The organism is Qipengyuania seohaensis, assembly GCF_002795865.1.
Taxonomy (GTDB): domain Bacteria; phylum Pseudomonadota; class Alphaproteobacteria; order Sphingomonadales; family Sphingomonadaceae; genus Qipengyuania; species Qipengyuania seohaensis.
Genome location: NZ_CP024920.1, coordinates 2,622,756 through 2,642,053 on the forward strand (window position 1 = coordinate 2,622,756; position 19,298 = coordinate 2,642,053).

15 protein-coding genes and 2 tRNA genes are annotated in these 19,298 nt (G+C 62.5%); 6 read left to right on the top strand and 11 right to left on the bottom strand.

Translation table 11 applies throughout. The features are described 5' to 3' along the window. Nucleotides 1-55: 55 nt before the first annotated feature. The 5 genes from CVE41_RS12930 to CVE41_RS12950 are packed head-to-tail and all read left to right on the top strand — an operon-like array spanning nucleotide 56 to nucleotide 7,657. Nucleotides 56-1,300, top strand: coding sequence for a putative DNA modification/repair radical SAM protein (locus CVE41_RS12930; protein WP_100261023.1), 1,245 nt, complete (start codon nucleotides 56-58; stop codon nucleotides 1,298-1,300). Further along, the gene (locus CVE41_RS12935) at nucleotides 1,297-2,733 is read left to right on the top strand and encodes a UdgX family uracil-DNA binding protein (RefSeq protein WP_100261024.1); all 1,437 of its coding nucleotides are present in this window, start codon (nucleotides 1,297-1,299) and stop codon (nucleotides 2,731-2,733) included. Before CVE41_RS12930 ends, CVE41_RS12935 begins: the two co-directional genes overlap by 4 nt. A gap of 1 nt (nucleotide 2,734) precedes the next feature. Beyond that, complete coding sequence (locus CVE41_RS12940) at nucleotides 2,735-6,274, top strand: error-prone DNA polymerase (RefSeq protein WP_100261530.1); 3,540 nt, start codon at nucleotides 2,735-2,737, stop codon at nucleotides 6,272-6,274. 22 nt (nucleotides 6,275-6,296) lie between these two features. Further along, nucleotides 6,297-6,935 carry a LysE family translocator gene (locus CVE41_RS12945; protein WP_157799511.1) on the top strand — a complete coding sequence of 213 codons (639 nt, stop codon included), beginning with the start codon at nucleotides 6,297-6,299 and terminating at the stop codon, nucleotides 6,933-6,935. Beyond that, complete coding sequence (locus CVE41_RS12950; RefSeq protein WP_100261026.1) at nucleotides 6,932-7,657, top strand: extensin-like domain-containing protein; 726 nt, start codon at nucleotides 6,932-6,934, stop codon at nucleotides 7,655-7,657. Before CVE41_RS12945 ends, CVE41_RS12950 begins: the two co-directional genes overlap by 4 nt. Here the strand turns inward: CVE41_RS12950 and phoB are convergent. From phoB to recJ, 11 genes are all read right to left on the bottom strand, one after another. Next, nucleotides 7,654-8,343: a phosphate regulon transcriptional regulator PhoB gene (phoB, locus tag CVE41_RS12955; protein WP_100261027.1), complete on the bottom strand. Its 690-nt coding sequence runs from the start codon at nucleotides 8,341-8,343 to the stop codon at nucleotides 7,654-7,656. The genes CVE41_RS12950 and phoB overlap by 4 nt on opposite strands. 70 nt (nucleotides 8,344-8,413) lie before the next feature. Beyond that, the gene (gene phoU, locus CVE41_RS12960; protein ID WP_090479900.1) at nucleotides 8,414-9,085 is read right to left on the bottom strand and encodes a phosphate signaling complex protein PhoU; all 672 of its coding nucleotides are present in this window, start codon (nucleotides 9,083-9,085) and stop codon (nucleotides 8,414-8,416) included. A gap of 13 nt (nucleotides 9,086-9,098) precedes the next feature. Beyond that, nucleotides 9,099-9,845, bottom strand: coding sequence for a phosphate ABC transporter ATP-binding protein PstB (gene pstB / locus CVE41_RS12965; RefSeq protein ID WP_232725863.1), 747 nt, complete (start codon nucleotides 9,843-9,845; stop codon nucleotides 9,099-9,101). A gap of 38 nt (nucleotides 9,846-9,883) precedes the next feature. Continuing rightward, on the bottom strand, nucleotides 9,884-11,134 hold the full coding sequence (gene pstA / locus CVE41_RS12970; protein WP_100261028.1) for a phosphate ABC transporter permease PstA: 1,251 nt from the start codon (nucleotides 11,132-11,134) through the stop codon (nucleotides 9,884-9,886). Beyond that, nucleotides 11,127-12,512, bottom strand: a complete 1,386-nt coding sequence (gene pstC, locus CVE41_RS12975; protein ID WP_100261029.1) for a phosphate ABC transporter permease subunit PstC — start codon at nucleotides 12,510-12,512, stop codon at nucleotides 11,127-11,129. The genes pstA and pstC overlap by 8 nt, the downstream gene beginning before the upstream one ends. Nucleotides 12,513-12,529: 17 nt before the next feature. Then, nucleotides 12,530-13,573, bottom strand: a complete 1,044-nt coding sequence (locus CVE41_RS12980) for a substrate-binding domain-containing protein (RefSeq protein WP_100261030.1) — start codon at nucleotides 13,571-13,573, stop codon at nucleotides 12,530-12,532. Between the two features lie 124 nt (nucleotides 13,574-13,697). Beyond that, nucleotides 13,698-15,059 carry an OprO/OprP family phosphate-selective porin gene (locus CVE41_RS12985; protein ID WP_100261031.1) on the bottom strand — a complete coding sequence of 454 codons (1,362 nt, stop codon included), beginning with the start codon at nucleotides 15,057-15,059 and terminating at the stop codon, nucleotides 13,698-13,700. A 149-nt stretch (nucleotides 15,060-15,208) separates the two neighbouring features. Further along, a complete protein-coding gene (locus CVE41_RS12990; RefSeq protein WP_100261032.1) occupies nucleotides 15,209-16,381 on the bottom strand; it encodes a sensor histidine kinase in 1,173 nt (390 codons plus the stop codon). A 65-nt stretch (nucleotides 16,382-16,446) separates the two neighbouring features. After that, nucleotides 16,447-16,521: transfer RNA gene (locus CVE41_RS12995), tRNA-Glu, on the bottom strand. Nucleotides 16,522-16,567: 46 nt separating this feature from the next. Beyond that, nucleotides 16,568-16,642, bottom strand: a tRNA-Glu gene (locus tag CVE41_RS13000). Nucleotides 16,643-16,727: 85 nt separating this feature from the next. After that, nucleotides 16,728-18,515, bottom strand: coding sequence for a single-stranded-DNA-specific exonuclease RecJ (recJ, locus tag CVE41_RS13005; RefSeq protein ID WP_100261033.1), 1,788 nt, complete (start codon nucleotides 18,513-18,515; stop codon nucleotides 16,728-16,730). 85 nt (nucleotides 18,516-18,600) lie between these two features. On the opposite strand from recJ, the gene CVE41_RS13010 reads away from it, so the two are divergent. Continuing rightward, entirely contained in the window at nucleotides 18,601-19,086 is a 486-nt protein-coding gene (locus CVE41_RS13010) for a flavodoxin family protein (RefSeq protein WP_100261532.1), read from the top strand. The last annotated feature ends 212 nt before the right edge of the window (nucleotides 19,087-19,298 follow it).

Genomic DNA, 19,298 nt, shown 5'->3' on the forward strand with positions numbered 1-19,298 from the left:
GCCAAATATAACTTTTGATATTTGCGAATCCTACAGCGGAACGTATAGTGAACAAATGGCCGCGCAAACTATCCTGCAGAAGCTCGAGATTCTCGCCGATGCGGCGAAATACGATGCTTCCTGCGCCTCGTCCGGCACGGCGAAGAAGAACAGCCTTGGCGGCAAGGGGATCGGTTCGACCGAAGGGATGGGCATCTGCCACGCCTATGCGCCCGATGGCCGCTGTATCTCGCTGCTCAAGATACTGCTTACCAACCACTGCGTGTTCGACTGCCATTACTGCGTCAATCGTAAGAGCTCCAACGTGGCGCGGGCGCGCTTCACCCCGCAGGAAGTGGTCGACCTGACGCTGGCCTTCTACCGGCGCAATTACATCGAGGGGCTGTTCCTCTCCTCCGGCATCGTGAAGAATTCGAACCACACGATGGAGCAGATCGTCGAGGTCGCGCGGATCTTGCGCGAAGAGCACGATTTTCGCGGCTACATTCACCTCAAGACCATACCCGAGGCCGATCCGGAGATTGTCCACCAGGCGGGGCTTTATGCCGACCGGGTCTCCATCAATGTCGAACTGCCGACCGACAGCGGCCTCACCCGCCTCGCGCCAGACAAGGACGCGCGGCAGATCGAAGGCGCGATGGGCAAGGTGAAGGCCGACCTGGTCGAGGCGAAGGATGCGAGGAAGCGTTTCCGCCACGCGCCGCGCTTCGCGCCCGCAGGACAGTCGACGCAGATGATCGTCGGTGCCGATGCCGCGACCGATGCGGATATCGTTGGCAAGGCGAGCCGGCTCTACGACAATTTCCGTCTGCGCCGCGTCTATTACAGCGCCTTTTCGCCGATACCCGATGCCAGCGCCGTGCTGCCGCTGAAGCGTCCGCCGCTGATCCGCGAACACCGGCTCTACCAGTCCGACTGGCTGATGCGCTTCTATGGCTACAAGCCTTCGGATGTGATGCAGGCGACCGAGGCGGACGGAAACCTGCCGCTCGACATCGATCCCAAGCTCGCCTGGGCATTGAAGTTCCGCGAGGCTTTTCCGGTCGACGTGAACCGCGCGAGCAAGGAGCAATTGCTGCGTGTGCCGGGGCTGGGCGTGAAGGCGGTGGGCAAGATCCTCGCCAGCCGCCGCCACCGCGCGCTGCGGCTGGACGACGTGGCACTGCTCACCCAGTCGATCACCAAGGTGCGACCTTTCATCTGCACCGTCGATTGGCGGCCTATCACGCTGACCGACCGCGCGGATTTGCGCAGCCTGCTCGCGCCGAAGTCGGAACAGCTTGAATTGTTCGCCGCATGACCGCGCTCCAGCACGTCAAGCTAGGCACCTATTACGTGGTGCATTTGCCCGAAGCCGATGACTTCGATTTCTGGCGCGAGAGGGCGCGCGCGCTGGTCCAGAGCGATGTGCCGCCCGACCGCGTGGCCTGGGTCGAGCCGGGCGGGAGCGGCGACCTGTTCGCTCACGGCGAGCGGCGCATGCCCGTGCCGCCGATGGATGCGAAGCCGGTGCGTGCCAACCGCCGCTTCGTCAGCCTGGCAAGAAATGCGATCCTGCACTCCGATCCGGAACGGTTCGCGCTGCTCTACCGCCTGCTCTGGCGGCTCCAGTCTTCCCCGCGGATGATGGAAGACAAGGCGGATCCCGATGTCCGCCGGGTGGAGGAACTCGACAAGAATGTACGGCGCGACAGCCACAAGATGCACGCCTTCGTCCGCTTCCGGCTGGTGGAAAGTGAAGACGAAGACGTGGGCGAGCATTACGTCGCCTGGTTCGAACCCGACCACCACATCCTGCGCGCCAATGCCGGCTTCTTCATGCGCCGCTTCTCGAACATGCGCTGGTCGATCCTGACCCCGCGCGGAAGCCTGCACTGGGATACCGAGACCATGTCCGAAGGCCCGCCCGCCGAGCGCCACGATGCGCCCGGCGGCGATCCGATGGAGGACCTGTGGCGCACCTATTACGCTTCCATCTTCAACCCCGCGCGGCTGAAGATCGGCGCGATGCTGAAGGAGATGCCGAAGAAATACTGGAAGAACATGCCGGAGGCTTCGCTCATTCCCGAGCTTGTCGCAGGCGCACAGGGGCGCGAGGCCAGGATGGTCGAAAAAGGCGCGCTGGAGTTCGAAGAACGCCCCGATACGCTCGCCGCGATCGATAAGGCGATCCACGCCTGCCGCAAGTGTCCCATCGGCCAGCTCGACAACCATGCCGTCATGGGCGAGGGGCCGCAGGATGCCGCATTGATGATCGTCGGCGAACAGCCCGGCGATCAGGAGGACCAGACCGGTCGGCCTTTCGTAGGGCCTGCCGGGCAATTGCTCGACACGCATCTGGAGAAGGTCGGCATCGACCGGCGCGCGGCCTACGTCACCAATGCGGTGAAGCATTTCAAATACGTCCAGCGCGGCAAGCGGCGGCTGCACCAGAACCCCGGCGCGAAGGAGATCGACACCTGCCGCTGGTGGATCGAGGGCGAGCGCGCGATCGTGCAGCCAAAGCTGGTGCTCGCCATGGGGGCCAGCGCGGCGCGAGGGTTGCTGGGCAAGACCGTGAGTATCTCCAGGGTCCGCGGCGCGCCGATCCCGCTGGAGGACGGCAGCGAGCTCTGGGTCACCGCTCATCCATCCTACCTGCTGCGTCTCGAAGGTGCCGCGCGCGAGGAGCAGGCGCAGCTGTTCGATGCCGACCTCGCCGCCGTCCGCGCGCGGCTGGAGGAACTGGCGTGAGATGCCCGAGAACGACCTCCAGATACCCAAGCGGACGATCGAGCTCGATCCTGCGGGCATAGACGCCCCGCAGCGCAGCGCCTTTGTCGAGCTTGGCCTCGTCTCCTGCTTCAGCTTCCTGCGCGGGGCGTCCGATGCGGTCGACCTCGTGTTGCAGGCGCGCGCGCTGGGTTATGACGCGGTGGGGATCGCCGATGCCAATACGATGGCGGGCGTCGTGCGCGTCCATACCGAGGCGAAAACGCTCAAGCTGAAACCGTGCATCGGCTGCCGGATCGAAACGGTCGAGGGGCTGGCCTTCCTCGCCTATCCCAAGAACCGCAAGGCCTATGGTCGCCTGTGCCGCCTCATTTCCGCCGGGCGCATGCGCACCCTGTCGGGCGAATGGCAGGAGAAGGGCGAATGCGACATCTCCCTGCCGATGCTGTCCGCGCATAGCGAGGGGGTGCAGCTGATCCTGCTGCCTCCGCGCGACCTCGCGCGCGAGTTCACCGTGCCCGCATGGGCGAGTAATGTCGTGGGTCTTGCAGGCGAAAAGGTACAGGACCTGGTCGCTGCCCCGTTCAAGGACATCGTGCCGCATCTCGCCGCAGGCCTGCCGACCCTGCGCCATATCGCAGCGGCCTTCCTCTACACCGATAGCGATGTGGCGCGGATCGAGCGGCTCGATGCGCTCGCCCGCGCGAACGGCCTCTCCATCCTCGCCACCAACGACGTGCATTACGCGACGCCCGACAGGCGTCCGCTGCAGGACGTCATGACCGCGATCCGGCACAAGACCACCGTGGCGCGGGCCGGGCACCTGCTCCACGGCAATGCCGAGCGTTACCTGAAACCGCCCGAGACCATGTGCCGCCTGTTCGAACGCTGGCCGCACGCCATTTCCGCCGCACGCGAAGTGGCCGATGCCTGCAACTTCAGCCTCGACGAGCTCAAATACGAATATCCCGAGGAACTCTATCCCGGCGGCGTCGAACCGCAGGAATACCTCGAAAGCGAAACATGGAAGGGCGCGCAATGGCGCTATCCGGCGGGCATTCCCGATAGCGTGACCGAAACGCTGCACAAGGAACTGGCGCTGATCGGGAAGATGGACCTCGCGCGGTATTTCCTGACCATCAAGGACATCGTCGATTTCGCACGCGAGAAGGTCGACCCGCCGATCCTGTGCCAGGGGCGCGGCAGCGCCGCCAATTCGGCCGTGTGCTACTGCCTCGGCATCACCAATGTCGACCCTGCACAGCACCAGTTGCTGTTCGACCGCTTCATCTCCGAAGACCGCAAGGAACCGCCCGATATCGACGTCGATTTCGAGCACGAGCGGCGCGAGGAAGTGATCCAGTATCTCTATCGCAAATACGGTCGCCACCGCGCCGGACTCTGCGCCACGGTGATCCACTATCGCCCGCGCATGGCGATCCGCGAAGTGGTCAAGGCGATGGGGCTGACCGAGGACGTGACCGCCGCGCTCGCCAAGACGGTTTGGGGCGGGTGGGGTCGCGAAATCAGCGAGAAACACGCGCAAGAGACGGGCATGGACGTGACCGATCCGCACCTGAAGCGGGTTCTCAAGCTGACCGAGCAAATGATTGGAATGCCGCGCCATTTGTCGCAGCACGTCGGCGGGTTCATCCTTACCGAAGGCGCGCTCACCGAAACGGTGCCGGTGGGCAATGGCGCCATGCCCGATCGCAGTTTCATCGAATGGGACAAGGACGATATCGAGGCGCTAGGCATCCTCAAGGTCGATGTGCTGGCGCTGGGCATGCTGACCTGCATCAGGAAATGCCTCGACCTGCTCGACGATCATCACGGCCGCACGCTGACGCTGGCCAATGTCCCGCGCGAGGACCCGGAGACCTATGCCATGCTGCGGACAGGGGACTCGCTCGGCGTCTTCCAGGTCGAAAGCCGGGCGCAGATGAACATGCTGCCGAGGCTGCGCCCGCGCCAGTTCTACGATCTCGTCATCCAGGTCGCCATCGTGCGCCCCGGCCCGATCCAGGGCGACATGGTCCACCCCTACCTGAAGCGCCGTCGCGGGGCCGAACCCGTGGTTATCCCTGCGCCAAGTCCGCAGCACGGCCCGCCGGACGAGCTGTCGAGCATTCTCGAGCGTACGCTGGGCGTCCCGATCTTCCAGGAACAGGCGATGAAGATCGCCCTCGACGCGGCGAAGTTTTCGTCCAAGGAGGCGAACCGCCTGCGCAAGGCCATGGCCACATTCCGCAGCCGCGGGATGGTGGACGAGCTTCAGGACATGATGGTCGAGCGCATGGTCACGCGCGGCTACGACCGCGAGTTCGCGCAGCGCTGCTTCAACCAGATCCGCGGTTTCGGCGAATACGGCTTTCCCGAAAGCCACGCGGCGAGCTTCGCTCACCTTGTCTACGTGTCGAGCTGGCTCAAATGCCACTTCCCCGCCGCCTTCGCCTGCGCGCTGCTCAATTCGCAGCCGATGGGTTTTTATGCGCCTGCGCAGATCGTGCGCGATGCGGCGGAACACGGCGTGCGCGTGCTGCCGGCGGACGTGAATCTGTCGCAGTGGGATTGCACGCTGGAACGGAACGGAGAAGGCAGGGCGGGTGCGGGCGACAGCGGACGGCTCGACAAGCATATCGCGCTGCGCCTTGGCCTGCGTCAGATCGACGGGCTGCCCGAAGCGGTTGCGGCGCAGCTGATCGCCGAACGCGAGGCCAACGGTGCCTATGCCGATGTGCGCGCGCTGCGCGACCGCGCTCGCACCAGCCCCGCGCATGTCGAACGGCTCGCCAGCGCCGATGCCTTCGGTTCGATGCAGCTGACCCGCAGGCAGGCCCTGTGGGATGCGCGCAGCCTTGTCGGCGGGCCCGACCTGCCGCTTTTCGCCGCCGCTGCAGCGCGGGACGAGGGGGCCGAAAAACAGCCTACGCGCCTGCCGCAGATGCCGCTGTCGGAAGAGGTCGTCGCGGATTACCAGACCACGCGCCTCAGCCTGAAGGCGCACCCCATGGCCTTCCTGCGCGCAAGCCTTGCCGAACGCGGCTTCGTGCGCGCCTGCGACCTGCGCGCGAAGAAATTCCGCTCCATGGTCCATGTCGCAGGCGTGGTGCTGATCCGCCAGCGTCCGGGCAGCGCCAAGGGCGTGTGCTTCATCACGCTGGAAGACGAGACGGGCGTGATCAATCTCGTCGTCTGGCCGGACCTGAAGGAAAAGCAGCGCCGCGTGGTCATGGGCGCGCGCCTGATGGAGGTGCGCGGGCGTGTCGAATATGATGACGAAGTGATCCATGTGATCGCGCAGCACATGACCGATGCGACCGGGGAACTGCACAAGCTGTCCGACGACATGCTCAACGCTCCGCTCGCACGTGCCGATCACGTCTCTTCGCCGCTACCGGATAAGTTCAATCCACGCGATAATCTGCGCGAGGGCAAGGACGATCCCTACCAGCCCATCGAGCCGTGGCAGGAACCGCCGCCGGGCAATCGCGAATGCGGCTGGCATGGCAGCCACCCGCGCGATGTGCGCATCATTCCGAAATCGCGCGACTTCCATTGAGGCCGCGGTTAAGGGCGCAGGCGTGATCCCCGCCGAAACCCTCCTCGCATTCCTGATCGTCACGGCCACGACCAGCATCGTGCCAGGCCCGTCGATGATGTTCGTCATGGGGCAGGCCATCTGGCGCGGGCCGCGCTCGGGCTGGGCGGCACTGATGGGCATGCAGGTCGGCTATTTCGTCTGGTGGGCTTTCGCGGCGCTCGGGCTTGGTGCCTTGGCGAGCGCCTATCCGTTGGCTTTCCGCCTCCTCGCAATTGCCGGTGTAGCCTACCTCGGGTGGCTCGGTTTGAAGGCAATCCGTCATTCTTTCCACGCGGACGAAGGCGAGGGTGAAGCGCCGTCGCGCAAGGTATCCAACCATGCTTTCCGTGACGGTATCGCGGTCGCGATCGGCAATCCAAAGTCCCTTGTCTACATGCTTGCGATCATCCCGCCTTTCGTAGATCCGGAGCGGAGCGTGCCGATGCAAATCGTCGTGTTGGCCCTGGTCGCCCTAGTGGCCGACCTTGTCATCGGGTGGCTGTATATTGCAGCCGGAAAACGGCTCGCCCGGTTGATGGAGCGCGCGGCAACACGCGTCTGGATCGATCGGGGCATCGGAATCGTATTCATCCTGATAGCGATCGCCATCCTGGTCGATCTCATGGGTACGCAGATTTGAATTTTACGCTTTCGCGCCACATCGGGAAGTTCGTCGGGGATCGTCGGGTAATCGCCGTTCTGATCCTGATCGCGCTGGCCGTAGCTGGCCGCGCCTGGCTGGCTGCACACCCCCAGCACGATCCCTGGGCGCCGCTCGACCTGAACGACCCGGTCGGCTGGGCTACCGAAGCGAAGCTACAGGCCCTGCGCGGCGATGTGCCGCAATGCCGCGCCGTGCTGGAGCGGAGTGAGGTGGCATTCAACGCGCTCGAACCTGTGGGCGAGGGGCCGTGCCGGCGCGAAGACCGCACGCAACTTTCCGATTTCCCCCTTAGCCCGGATACTCCGCCTACGACATGTCCGGTGGCAATCGGATTGCAACTGTGGAAGCGCGACGGCATCGATCCGGCGGCGCAAGAGATTTTCGGCAGCGAAGTCGCGCAGATCGAGCATTTGGGCGCGTATTCCTGCCGCCGTCTTTATGGTCGCGGTGAGGGGCCTTGGAGCCAGCACGCCACGGGCAATGCGCTGGATATTGCCGGCTTCGTCCTCGCCGACGGTACGCGCATCAGTGTCCTCGGCGACTGGGACGGGGAGGGGGACAAGGCCCGCTTCCTGCGCGAAGTCCGCGACCGCGCCTGCGACAGCTTCGGCATCGTGCTTTCGCCAGATTACAACGCAGCCCACGCCGACCACTTCCACTTCGACATGGGCGCTCGGCGCGGGGGGCTGTGCCGCTAGACCGCTTCGAGCGAGTATCCGGCGCTGCGGACGGTGCGGATCGGGTCTTTCATGCCCTCGACTTCCAATGCCTTGCGAAGGCGCCGGATATGCACGTCGACGGTGCGCAGCTCGATGTCGCTTTCAGTGCCCCAAACCGCGTCGAGCAATTGGTTGCGGCTGAACACGCGGCCCGGGCTCTCCATGAAGAACTTCAGCAGGCGGTATTCCGTCGGTCCGACTTTGAGCACCTTTCCGCGGCGCATAACTTTGTGCGCGACCGGGTCGAGCGACAGGTCGCCCGCCTCGATGGTCTCGCCAGCGAGGACCGGCCTGATGCGTCGCATGACCGCGGCGACGCGGGCGAGCAGTTCGCGCGGCGAGAACGGTTTGGTCAGATAGTCGTCGGCGCCGGTCTCAAGGCCGCGTACGCGGTCGTCTTCTGTCTCGCGGGCGGTGAGCATGATGATCGGGACATGTGCCGTCGATTTGTCGCGCCGCAGCCTGCGGCAGACCTCGATCCCGCTGGTGCCCTCAATCATCCAGTCGAGGATAACGAGGTCCGGCGTTTCCTCGCTCGCAAGCAGGATCGCCTCGTCGCCGTCCGGAGTGGTCCGGACGTTATAGCCTTCATTCGAAAAGCGGTATTCCAGAAGCTCGGAGAGGGCGGGATCGTCCTCAACCAGAAGAAGTTTGGCAGCCTGCACTTTCGCGTCTCCATGCGAGCGTGGTTTCTCGTTGGACACGTCTTTATGACCCCCAGGCTACAGGAATGTGTCAGCCGTCCTCGTCTACCGGATATTGTCCGGTAGCTGCAAAGTGCACCATTTCGGCTACGTTAGTGGCGTGATCCCCTATACGTTCGAGATTGCGGGCTACAAAAAGTAGCTGCGCCGCGCTCGAGATCATCGAGGGGTTTTCGACCATGTGGCTGACGAGATTGCGGAAGATCGAATTGTAGAAGGCATCGACCTTTTCGTCCGCCAGGATGACTTCCTTGGCGAGTTCGGGATCTCGTGCTGCATAGGCCGTCAGCACATCGTGGACCATTTCGCTCGCCACTTCCGCCATGGCGGGCAGCAGGGTGAGCGGTTCGAACTTTTTGCGATTGTCGCCGATCTCGCGGCTCGCCTTGGCAATATTCTTGGAATAATCGCCGATCCGCTCCACCACGCCGGCGATTTTCAGCGCAGCAATGACTTCGCGAAGGTCGTCCGCCATGGGCGCGCGCAGGGCAATGATGCGCACGGCAAGTTTATCGATTTCGCTTTCCAGCGCGTCGATCTTCTTGTCGCCTTTGACGACCTTCTTCGCCAGATCGTCGTCGCCGCGGACAAGCGCGTCGAGCGACTGCTGGATCGCAACTTCGGCCAATCCGCCCATCTCGGCGATCAGGCCGCGCAGGCGCGTAATGTCTTCGTCGAAGGCTTTAACGGTATGTTCTTGCATCTTTTCCAAAGCCTTATCCGTACCGGCCGGTGATGTAATCCTGGGTCCGCTGTTCGAGCGGGTTGGTGAATATGTCAGATGTACGACCATATTCCACCATCTTTCCGAGGTGGAAGAAGGCCGTGCGCTGGCTGACGCGGGCCGCCTGCTGCATCGAGTGCGTGACGATGACTATGGCGTAGCGCCCGTTGAGTTCGTCGATCAGTTCCTCGATCTTTGCCGTGGCAATCGGGTCCAGCGCAGAACAGGGTTCGTCCATCAGGATGACTTCGGGATCGACCGCAATCGCGCGGGCAATACACAGGCGCTGCTGCTGGCCGCCCGAAAGGGCCGTACCGCTGTCCTGCAGGCGATCCTTCACTTCTTCCCACAGGCCGGCGCGCCGAAGCGACTTCTCGACGACGGCGTCGAGCTCGTCCTTGCCTTCGGCAATCCCGTGAATCCTGGGGCCGTAGGCGATGTTGTCATAAATCGATTTCGGAAAGGGATTGGGCTTCTGAAACACCATCCCGACACGGGCGCGCAATTGCACGACGTCCATGCCGGACTTGTAGATGTCTTCACCATCGAGATTGATCTCGCCCTCGACACGGGCCGAAGGGATCGTGTCGTTCATGCGATTGAGGGTGCGAAGGAAGGTCGACTTGCCGCAACCGGATGGTCCGATGAAAGCAGTGACGTACTTCGTCGGGATGTCGATCGACACCTCGTCGATAGCCTTCTTGTCGCCGTAGTAAACGGAGACGTCACGCGCACTCATCTTGGCGTCGGTATCTTCCAGGTTTTCGTGAACTACGGTCACCACTTTTTCTCGAACTTGTTGCGCAGGTAGATGGCGAGGCCGTTCATCAGCAGGAGGAACAGCAATAGGACGATGATAGCCGCACTTGTTCGTTCCACGAAACCGCGGTCGATTTCATCCGACCAGAGGAAGATCTGCATGGGCAGGACAGTGGCCGGCGAAGTGAAACCGTCGGGTGGGGTGGCGACGAAAGCGCGCATCCCAATCATGAGCAGCGGAGCGGTTTCGCCGAGCGCACGCGCCATGCCGATGATCGTGCCAGTCAGGATGCCGGGTAAGGCGAGCGGCAATACGTGGTGGAATACCACCTGCACCGGAGATGCACCGACGGCCAGCGCGCCATCGCGAATACTCGGCGGAACCGCCTTGATCGCGTTGCGGCCCGCGATGACGATCACGGGCATCGTCATGAGCGCGAGCGTCATACCGCCGATCACGGGGGCAGAGCGCAAGTTGGGGAACAGGGTCAGGAAGACTGCCAGGCCGAGCAAGCCGAAGATGATCGAAGGAACAGCCGCAAGGTTGTTGATCGAAAGCTCGATCAGGTCAGTCCAGCGGTTTTTCGGTGCATATTCTTCGAGATAAAGTGCAGCCAAAACGCCGATGGGGAAGGCGAGCAGGAGCGTGACGACCATCGTCAGCATCGAACCCTTGAGAGCGCCCCAGATCCCGACTTGCTGGGGGTTGGTGGCGTCGGCGCGGGAGAAGAACCCGACATCGAAATTCTTGTCGATCTTGCCTGCACTATCGAGTTCGGCGGCCAGTGCCTGGAGCTCTCGCGACCCTTCACCCGCATAGCCGCTGGCGAGGTCCGCGCTGGCGGGGAGCCAGAAGGTTTGCTCGCCGCGCACGATAGACGGATCGTCTATGATCGCCTGCGCGACGTCACGCCACGCCTGCGCGCCCAGCTCTGCGGCGCCCGCTTCGCCAAGCGATTCCTGAGCGAAATACTGGACGACTTCCGGCAGGCCCTGGCCCTGGAGCGATTGCAGCGCCTGGGGCGTTTTCATCGTTGCGGGGTCGGCAGAAAGACCCGCCTGGGTGAAATCGATAGGCACTTCGACTTCAGCGCGCTGGAAGCCGCCGATGCCGTTGAACGTCATGGTGCCGAGCAGATAGATCAGCACCGCGACCGAAAACACGATCGCTGCCAGACCGAGCGACCGGAAGCGTTTCTCCGCAGCATAGCGTTTCTTCAAGCGCGCTTCGAAAGCGGGCGTGCGCGTGGGGGCGATATGCTCACTCATAAGCTTCGCGGAACCTCTTTACGACGCGCAGGGCGATGAAGTTGAGACCGAGCGTGACCATGAACAGCACGAAGCCGAGCGCAAATGCGCTGAGGGTTGCCGGATGGTCGAAACTGCCTTCGCCGGTCAACATGGCTACGATCTGCACCGTCACCGTGGTCATGGAATCGAGCGGATTGGCGCTCAGGTTTGCTGCAGTCGAAGCGGCCATCACCACGATCATGGTCTCACCGATTGCGCGGCTGATCGCGAGCATCACACCCGCGACGATGCCTGGAAGGGCAGCCGGTACGAGAACGCGGCGGATAGTCTCGTTCGTCGTGGCGCCCATCGCAAGGCTGCCGTCGCGCATGGATTGCGGCACGGCAGCAATGGAATCGTCGGCCATCGACGACACGAAAGGAATGATCATCACACCCATCACCAGGCCTGCCGCGAGGGCGCTTTCGGAGGACGGGTTGGATGCACCAAGATCGACCGCAAGGTCACGGATCGCAGGGGCGATGGTGAGCGCAGCGAAATAGCCGTAGACCACGGTCGGCACGCCAGCGAGAATTTCCAGCGTCGGTTTCACCCATGCACGCAGGCGAGGGTCGGCATACTGCGTAAGATAGACTGCGCTCATCAGTCCGAGCGGGATGGCCACGATCATCGCAATGATCGCGCCGATGAACAGCGTGCCCCAGAACAGCGGAATGGCGCCGTAGCGTGTCGGGTCCGGATTTTCAGGATTGCTCATCGGATCGGGTGCCCAGTGGGTCCCGAAGAGGAAGTCGATCGGATTGACCATCCCGAAGAAGCGCAGCGTCTCGAAGACGAGGCTGACGAAGATTCCGATGGTCGTCAGGATGGCAACCAGCGATGCGCCAAACAGGATCGCCATTACGATGCGTTCCACCCGAGTGCGCGCGGTGAAATCGGGTTTCAGACGCAGGAACGCGAAGGCTCCTCCGAGGAAGGCGATTACCAGGGTCGCGGCGATGCCGATCCAATTGTAGAAGGACAGCGCGTCGCGATAAGGTTCGACGAATTCGCGGGCGAGCGGATTGAAGACGCCTTGCGCTGCGCCAGTGGCGACAGCGCGTGCTTCGTTGAGGATCGTCTGGCGCTGGAAACCGAAAGCAGGCAGCTGGTCTGCGGCAGGGGCGGCAAGGACCGACTGGGTCACGAGACCCGGCGCGACCGCACTCCAAATAGCGATGAAGACAAGAACGGGCAGCACTATCCACAGCGCGACATACCACGCGTGGTAGCTCGGCAAGCTGGCGAGCCGCCCGGTGGGGCTCGCCTTGCGGAAGGTCCACGCACGCGCACGAGCCGCCAACCATCCGGCGAGCCCGAGCCCGAGGGCCAGGAGGAGCAGAATGGTTAGCGACATAGCGTGCGTGGTTACCCTTACTTCAGCTCGGAACCGTCGAGCGTGGTGTACTCGGTGACAGCAGCCTTGGCTGCGGCTGCTACATCATCGGGATTGGCGACGAGGCCGATCTTGGCGAGCGGCCCGTCCTTGTCCCACATGGTCGCCCACTGGCCGAGGAACTCCTTCAGGCCGGGGATGGCGTCGAGGTGTGCCTTCTTGACGTACATGTAGAGCGGACGTGCGCCCGGGTATTCGAAGCTGGCGATGTTCTCGTAGGTCGGGTCGACGCCATTCATCGGCAGGCCCTGCACCTTGTCGAGATTCTCCTCAAGGTACGAATAGCCGAAAATCCCCACCGCGTTCGGATTGCCTTCGATTTTCTGGACGATCAGGTTGTCTTGCTCGCCCTGGTCGACATAAGCGCCGTCGCTGCGGACTTCCGTGCAAACCTGGTCGTAGCGGTCTTCGTCGGTTTCCTTGAGCGCCTTGGTGGCTTCGTCGGTCTTGCAGCCGGCTTCGAGGATCAGTTCCTTGAGCGCGTCGCGCGTGCCCGACGTGCTCGGCGGGCCGTAGACGAGGATCGGCTGCGCCGGGAGCGAGGGATCTACATCTGCCCAGGTCTTGGTGGTCTGCTCACCGCCATAGGGCGAAGCGGCCAGCGCTTCGTATACCATCTTCGGGGTGAGGTTCATCATGATGCCGCCCTTCGAAGAGGCGAGGGCGATGCCGTCGAGGCCGACCTGTACTTCGATGATGTCGGTCACGCCATTGCTCTGGCAGCCAGCGAACTCGCTGGCCTTCATGCGGCGCGATGCATTGGCGATATCGGGCGTTTGAGCGCCGACGCCGGAGCAGAACAGCTTCATGCCGCCGCCCGTACCGGTCGATTCGATGATCGGCGATGCGAACTGGGTGTCGCGGGCGAAGGCTTCCGAAACCGCCTTCGAGAACGGGAAGACGGTCGAGGAGCCGACGGCCTTGATCTGTTCGCGCGAACCGCCACCGGCGGAATTGTCACCACAAGCGGTGAGCGCGAGAGCCGAAGCGGCGGCGAGAGCAATCTTGAAAGTCTTGGTCATGGTAGAACCCCTATGTTGTCCAACTAGCCGCGCAAAAGCGCGGGATTGTTACAAGGTGACGACAAAAGTGTGACTTCCGCTCCAGGGCACCGAATCGTTGTCGATGCCCCTAGCGGGATATGGATCAGAAATCGACCTGAGCGCGAATTCCGAAAGCATCGACGGTGTAATCGGTGTCGCCATCCGCCTTGGCATGGACTGCATCGGTGTAGTCCATCTTGCCGTAGTTCAGGCTGAAGAGCGTATAATCCGTCGGTTTCCAGATCAGCGACGCGAGGTAGCCGTTCTGGATGCCGCCGACGATTCCTGCATCGTTGAGGTCAAGGAAATCGTAGCGAAGGTTCAGCTGTACCGAGCCCATGCCGCCTTCGCCGACCGGGCTTTCGGGCTTCGTGCGGTCGAATTTCCCGCCCTTGTAGCCACGACTGTCACCCTTGGTCAGGAAATAGCCGACCTCGGCATAACCGCCGAAGAAGGTCGGGTTGTCGGTCATCGCGGGCATGTCGACATTCTGCCAGAAACCTTCAGCCGCAGCGTGGAAGGGGCCAGAAACCATCGCGCCTTCGATGCCAAATCCGAACTCGCTTTCCGCATCGATGTTGCCGGTGCTCACGAACCGCTCCGAGGTGAAGTGCACGAGCGGGCGCTGGCGATAGCGGACACTGGCGTCTTCCTGGCCCAGATCGTTGTAGTGCAGCGAGCCGCCGAGATGGAATTGCGTGTTCCCGCTCTTCGGCATCACCACCAGGCGTCCGTCGAAACCGCGATTGTCGGTGCCAGTGTCATCGAAATTATCGGTGAAGACGCCTGCCTGCGCCAAGACGATGCCGCTGCTGTAGCTGACCGAGGCACCGATCCGGCGTTCGAAACCGAATGCATCGGTGAAAGCAGCGCGCTCGATGAAGGTCGTGTGCAGGCTGCTGGTCAGTTCTTCGAGCGACTGGAAATTGTTGTGGTGGCCGATCGCCACTTCCAGACCGCCGTCTTCGTAGGTCAGGATCGCATCGGCCGCTTCGACCTCGTTGCCGGCGAAGTCGAGTTCGAATTTGTACCCGAAACCTCCGCCAAGCCCGCCGGATGCGCCAAGACGTGCGCGGCGCACTTCATTTGCGAAGCCATCGTCGCGTCCGGTCGAGTCAGGAACGCTCGTGAAGCCGGCGTCGTACATCAGGCGACCGCGCGGCTTGAAGCTCCAGCCATCCTTCTTTTTAAGGGTAGCAACCTGCGGCTCCGCTGCAGGGGCAGGGGCGGCAGCCGCTTGGGCAGTGGCGGCGATTGTCGCATCCTGCGCGGCATTTGCGGCCTTTTCCTCTGCGAGCTCACCTTCGAGCTGGTCGATGCGGGTCACGAGAGCTGCGAGTTGAGCCCGCATTTCTGCGAGTTCCTGCGGCGCCGTAGGGGCAGCTTCGGCCTGCGCAGAAACGGGAGTTGCGATGGTGCAGCTCAACGCGGCCGCGATAACAGAGAGCCGGAATGGCGAATTCATGTGACGAATCCCTTACAAGGTTACGATCCGGAGACGCCTTTATGACCCGATAATTACGAGTTTGTGACACAGGTTCACAAGGCGCTCGAAGCCTGTGGATTACGTGTGCATAGCGGTGGGAAATCTCGGAAAACGGGCGCTGCGGGCGCTTAGTCGGCGAGGGGGAGGGTGATCTTTACCCGCGTTCCTTCGCCCTGCTTGCTCTCGATAACCAGCTTGCCGCGATGTCGTTCGACGATGTGCTTCACGATGGCGAGGCCGAGCCCGGTTCCGCCGGATGCGCGGCTGCGACCCGGATCTGTCCGGTAAAACCGTCGCGTCAGGTGCGGGATATGTTCCGGAGCGATGCCTTCGCCGCGATCGGTCACGGTCATTAGGACCCGGGCATCGCCTTGCGGTACAAGCCTTACCGTGACGGGCGTATCCGGTGCACCGTACTTCATCGCATTGTCGACTAGGTTTCGCACCAGCTGTTCGAGCTGTTGCTCGTCACCACGGACCAGAAATTCTCCATGCGCTTCGAAGTCGAGGCGATCCATCCGCTCGGCACCGGCGCCATCGTGCGCGGCGCGTTTGGCCAACTCACCCAGCGCAACGGTTTTTGCAGGCAGGTCGTGTTTTTCGGCTTCGATGCGCGACAGCGACATCAGATCACTTACGAGATCCTGCAGGCGCTTTGCTTCGCGGTGGATGGTGCCAAGGAACTTGTCCGCCATCTTGGGATCGATTTCCGCGCCGTCTTCGCGGAGCGTCTCGACATATCCCAGGATTGCCGCAAGCGGAGTGCGCAATTCGTGGCTGGCATTGGCAACGAAATCGGTATGCGCGCGGCTGATATCTGCCTCTGCCGTCTTGTTGACGAGTTCGATGACCGAAAGGTTCTTGTCCAATTTCTTGCGATTGATACGCCAGATATCCTTCCTCCGAGCGAGGCCCCTCACAACGGCGGCACCGTCTTCCGGCTTTTCCAGCAGGCGCACCGCTTCCGGCTGGCGCAAAGCCATCTTCACATCCTGTCCGAGAATGTGTGCGCCCAGCAGCCTGCGCGCGGCAATGTTCGCGATGATGACGCGTCCACGCTCGGTAAGCAGGACGGGCGTTTCGGAGTGCTCGAACAGATCGCCCATTGAATCGCGCGAGATCGATCCCTCGCTGTTCTTCTCTACAGGCGGCGGTGGTGTCGAGCCAACGAGCCACAGCGACCCGGCCCAGACCAGCAGGATCACCGCGACGACGAAAAAAGGGATCTCGAGCACGAGAAGACCGATGGCCGTCGCAATCGCCAGGGCAAAGGCGGACCAGGGAAAGGAGCGCGCGCTCATGCCAAGCCGCTTAGCTTGCCGCGTTTGCCTGCGCCAGCCGTAATCGGAGCGAAGTTTGCGAGAAGTGGTGACCCGTACGGGAATCGAACCCGTGTTTCAGCCGTGAAAGGGCCGCGTCCTAACCGCTAGACGAACGGGCCACACATGTGGCGCTTTGCGCGGATTGCAGATGCAATAACGCCACCGTGGTGACCCGTACGGGAATCGAACCCGTGTTTCAGCCGTGAAAGGGCCGCGTCCTAACCGCTAGACGAACGGGCCACACCCGTTGCCGGGTCGGTGGCGTGGCGGGGCACTTAGGCGGGGGCGTCGAAAGCGTCAAGCCTCGAATTGTGCAACTTGCGGATCAGTCTGCGAAAGCTGCGTCTTCGAGGTGCAGCTCCGCTTGCGGGCGACTGCCCCAATCGTCGATCTTCGCGCGGCCTGCCAGCCACAAGCGGCGTCCGCGCGAGCCATGGAGCAGGGCCTGGCCCATTTCGCTATCGGCCGCCCGAAACGCGATCCCCTTGAAGCTTTTTCCGTCATCACCGCTGGCGATCAGGCGTACGTGATCCGTTCCGACGATATCGCATTTTACGAGCCGGACCGGGCCGACCGCGACCCTCGGTCCAGGCCAGCCCACGCCGTATGGGCCGCCGGCATCGAGCGATTCGACCAGCTCGGGTGTAAGACCCCCGGGAGCGACCGCGATATCGAGTAACATCTCGAGATTGTCAGATGCCCGGACGACGGCTTGTTCGAGATGGCTGTCCAGCCATTCGGCCAATGCATCGATCTTGTCGGCATCGACGGTAAGGCCAGCGGCCATGGCGTGTCCGCCGCCCTTGACCAGCAATCCTTCCTCGCAGGCACGGATAATGGCAGCGCCCAGATCGACCCCGGGGATCGAGCGTCCGGATCCTTTGCCTTCACCCGATGCCGCGTCCACCGCGATGACGAGGGACGGTTTCCCGGTCTTCTCCTTTATCCGTCCTGCCACGATGCCGATAACCCCGGGGTGCCAGCCTTCGCCGTTGAGCACGTGAACGGCGCGATTGTGCTGGGCGGCCAGTTGCTCTTCCGCCGCCTGCTGGACTTCTGCCTCGATGGCGCGCCGTTCTTCGTTGAGTGCGGAAAGCTGAGCGGCAATCTGCGCAGCTTCCTCTGGATCCTGCGTGGTTAGCAATCTGACACCGAGCGTGGATTCTCCGACCCGCCCACCCGCATTGATGCGCGGTCCCAGCGCGAACCCGAGATCGGAGCAAACGGGGCTGCGCTTCAGGCGGCTGGCATCGATAAGTGCGGCCATTCCCGTATTGGCGCGCTTGCCCATTACCTTGAGCCCTTGCGCAACGAACGCGCGGTTGAGGCCGTGCAACGCCGCCACATCGGCGACTGTGCCCAGCGCGACGAGATCAAGTAAGGCCAGCAGGTCGGGTGCGGTGCGGTCTTCGAAATAACCGCTGTTGCGCAGTGTGCGGACGACTGCGATGGCGAGCAGGAATGCCACGCCAACCGCCGCAAGGTGCCCATGGGCCGCGGCAAGGTCGTTTTCGTCGAGCCGGTTCGGATTCACCAGCGCGACCGTGCGCGGCAGTTCAGGCGAGCATTTGTGGTGGTCGACAACGATCACGTCGATGCCTGCATCGCTTGCCATCGAAAGCGCGTCGTGTGCCATTGCACCGCAGTCGACAGTAACCACGAGGCTGGACCCGGCCTGACCCAGCTTGACCAATGCTTCGCCGGATGGCCCGTAACCTTCCAGCAGCCGGTCCGGAATATAATAGTCCGCGTCGACGCCGAGTTCGCGAAGCAACCTGATCAGCAGCGCAGAGCTGGTCGCTCCATCCACATCGTAATCCCCGTAGACGGTAATCTTCTCTCCGGTGAGGACGGCCTGCGCAAGCCGCTCGGCTGCCACGTCCATGTCGTTAAACTCGGACGGATCGGGAAGGAAATCGCGCAGCGTCGGGGTCATGTGGCGCTCGATGTCCTGTGCATCGACACCCCGGGCAAGCAGGATCTGGCGCAAGATGTCCTGCCCGTCCGAGAAATTGCCCTGTCCCAGATCCATATTGCCGCCGCGCCACCGCCAAGCCTTTCCGGTGAGCGAGCGTGAGACGCCGTAGACGTAAGGTAGCGCAGATGTAGCCATGCGCCGATCTTACCCGTTCGGGGAGGCTTGCAGCAAGCCGTCCGGCATTGACAATCGACAGTCACGCGTGATGGTCTGGCGCAGGATGCAGACCCGGTCACTACTCATCATCTGGCACAGTCGAACCGGCGCCAGCAAGGCGCTGGCGGAAGCTGCGCACAAGGGGGCGGACGGGGATGCCATTCTGATGAGCGCGGAGGATGTCCAACCGAAGGACATACTCGCGGCTTCCGGCTACCTGTTCATCTGTCCGGAAAATCTCGCCACCATGAGCGGCTGTATGAAGGAGATGTTCGACCGGTGTTATTATCCGGTCCTCGGCAGGATCGAAGGCCGGGCCTACGCGACAATCATCGCCGCAGGTTCCGACGGTGAGGGCGCGCAGCGGCAGATCGATCGCATAGCCAAAGGCTGGCGACTGAAACGGGTTGCCGATCATGTCATAGTCAATACCGATGCGCAGACGCCGGAAGCCATCCTGGCTCCGAAACTCCTTGAAAGTAGAAACTTATCAAAGGCTAAAGCACTGGGTGAGGCATTTGCTGAAGGATTACGTCACGGCATTTTTTGAAGAATGTTTATTGATCCGAATTGGACGTTATTCGGCGCAAGCCCCTCGACGCAATTCAGCTTTTCGCTAAAGGCACAGGGAAGAGGGACGGGGATTTTGGACGCGCAATGACTGAGGGGTCAGAAGGTATTTTCGATCGCTCAGAAAGTGTGGGCGCAGTATTCCTGATTTTCGATCGCTCCCGTCGGCCGGATAGGTCCGCCCTGATCGAA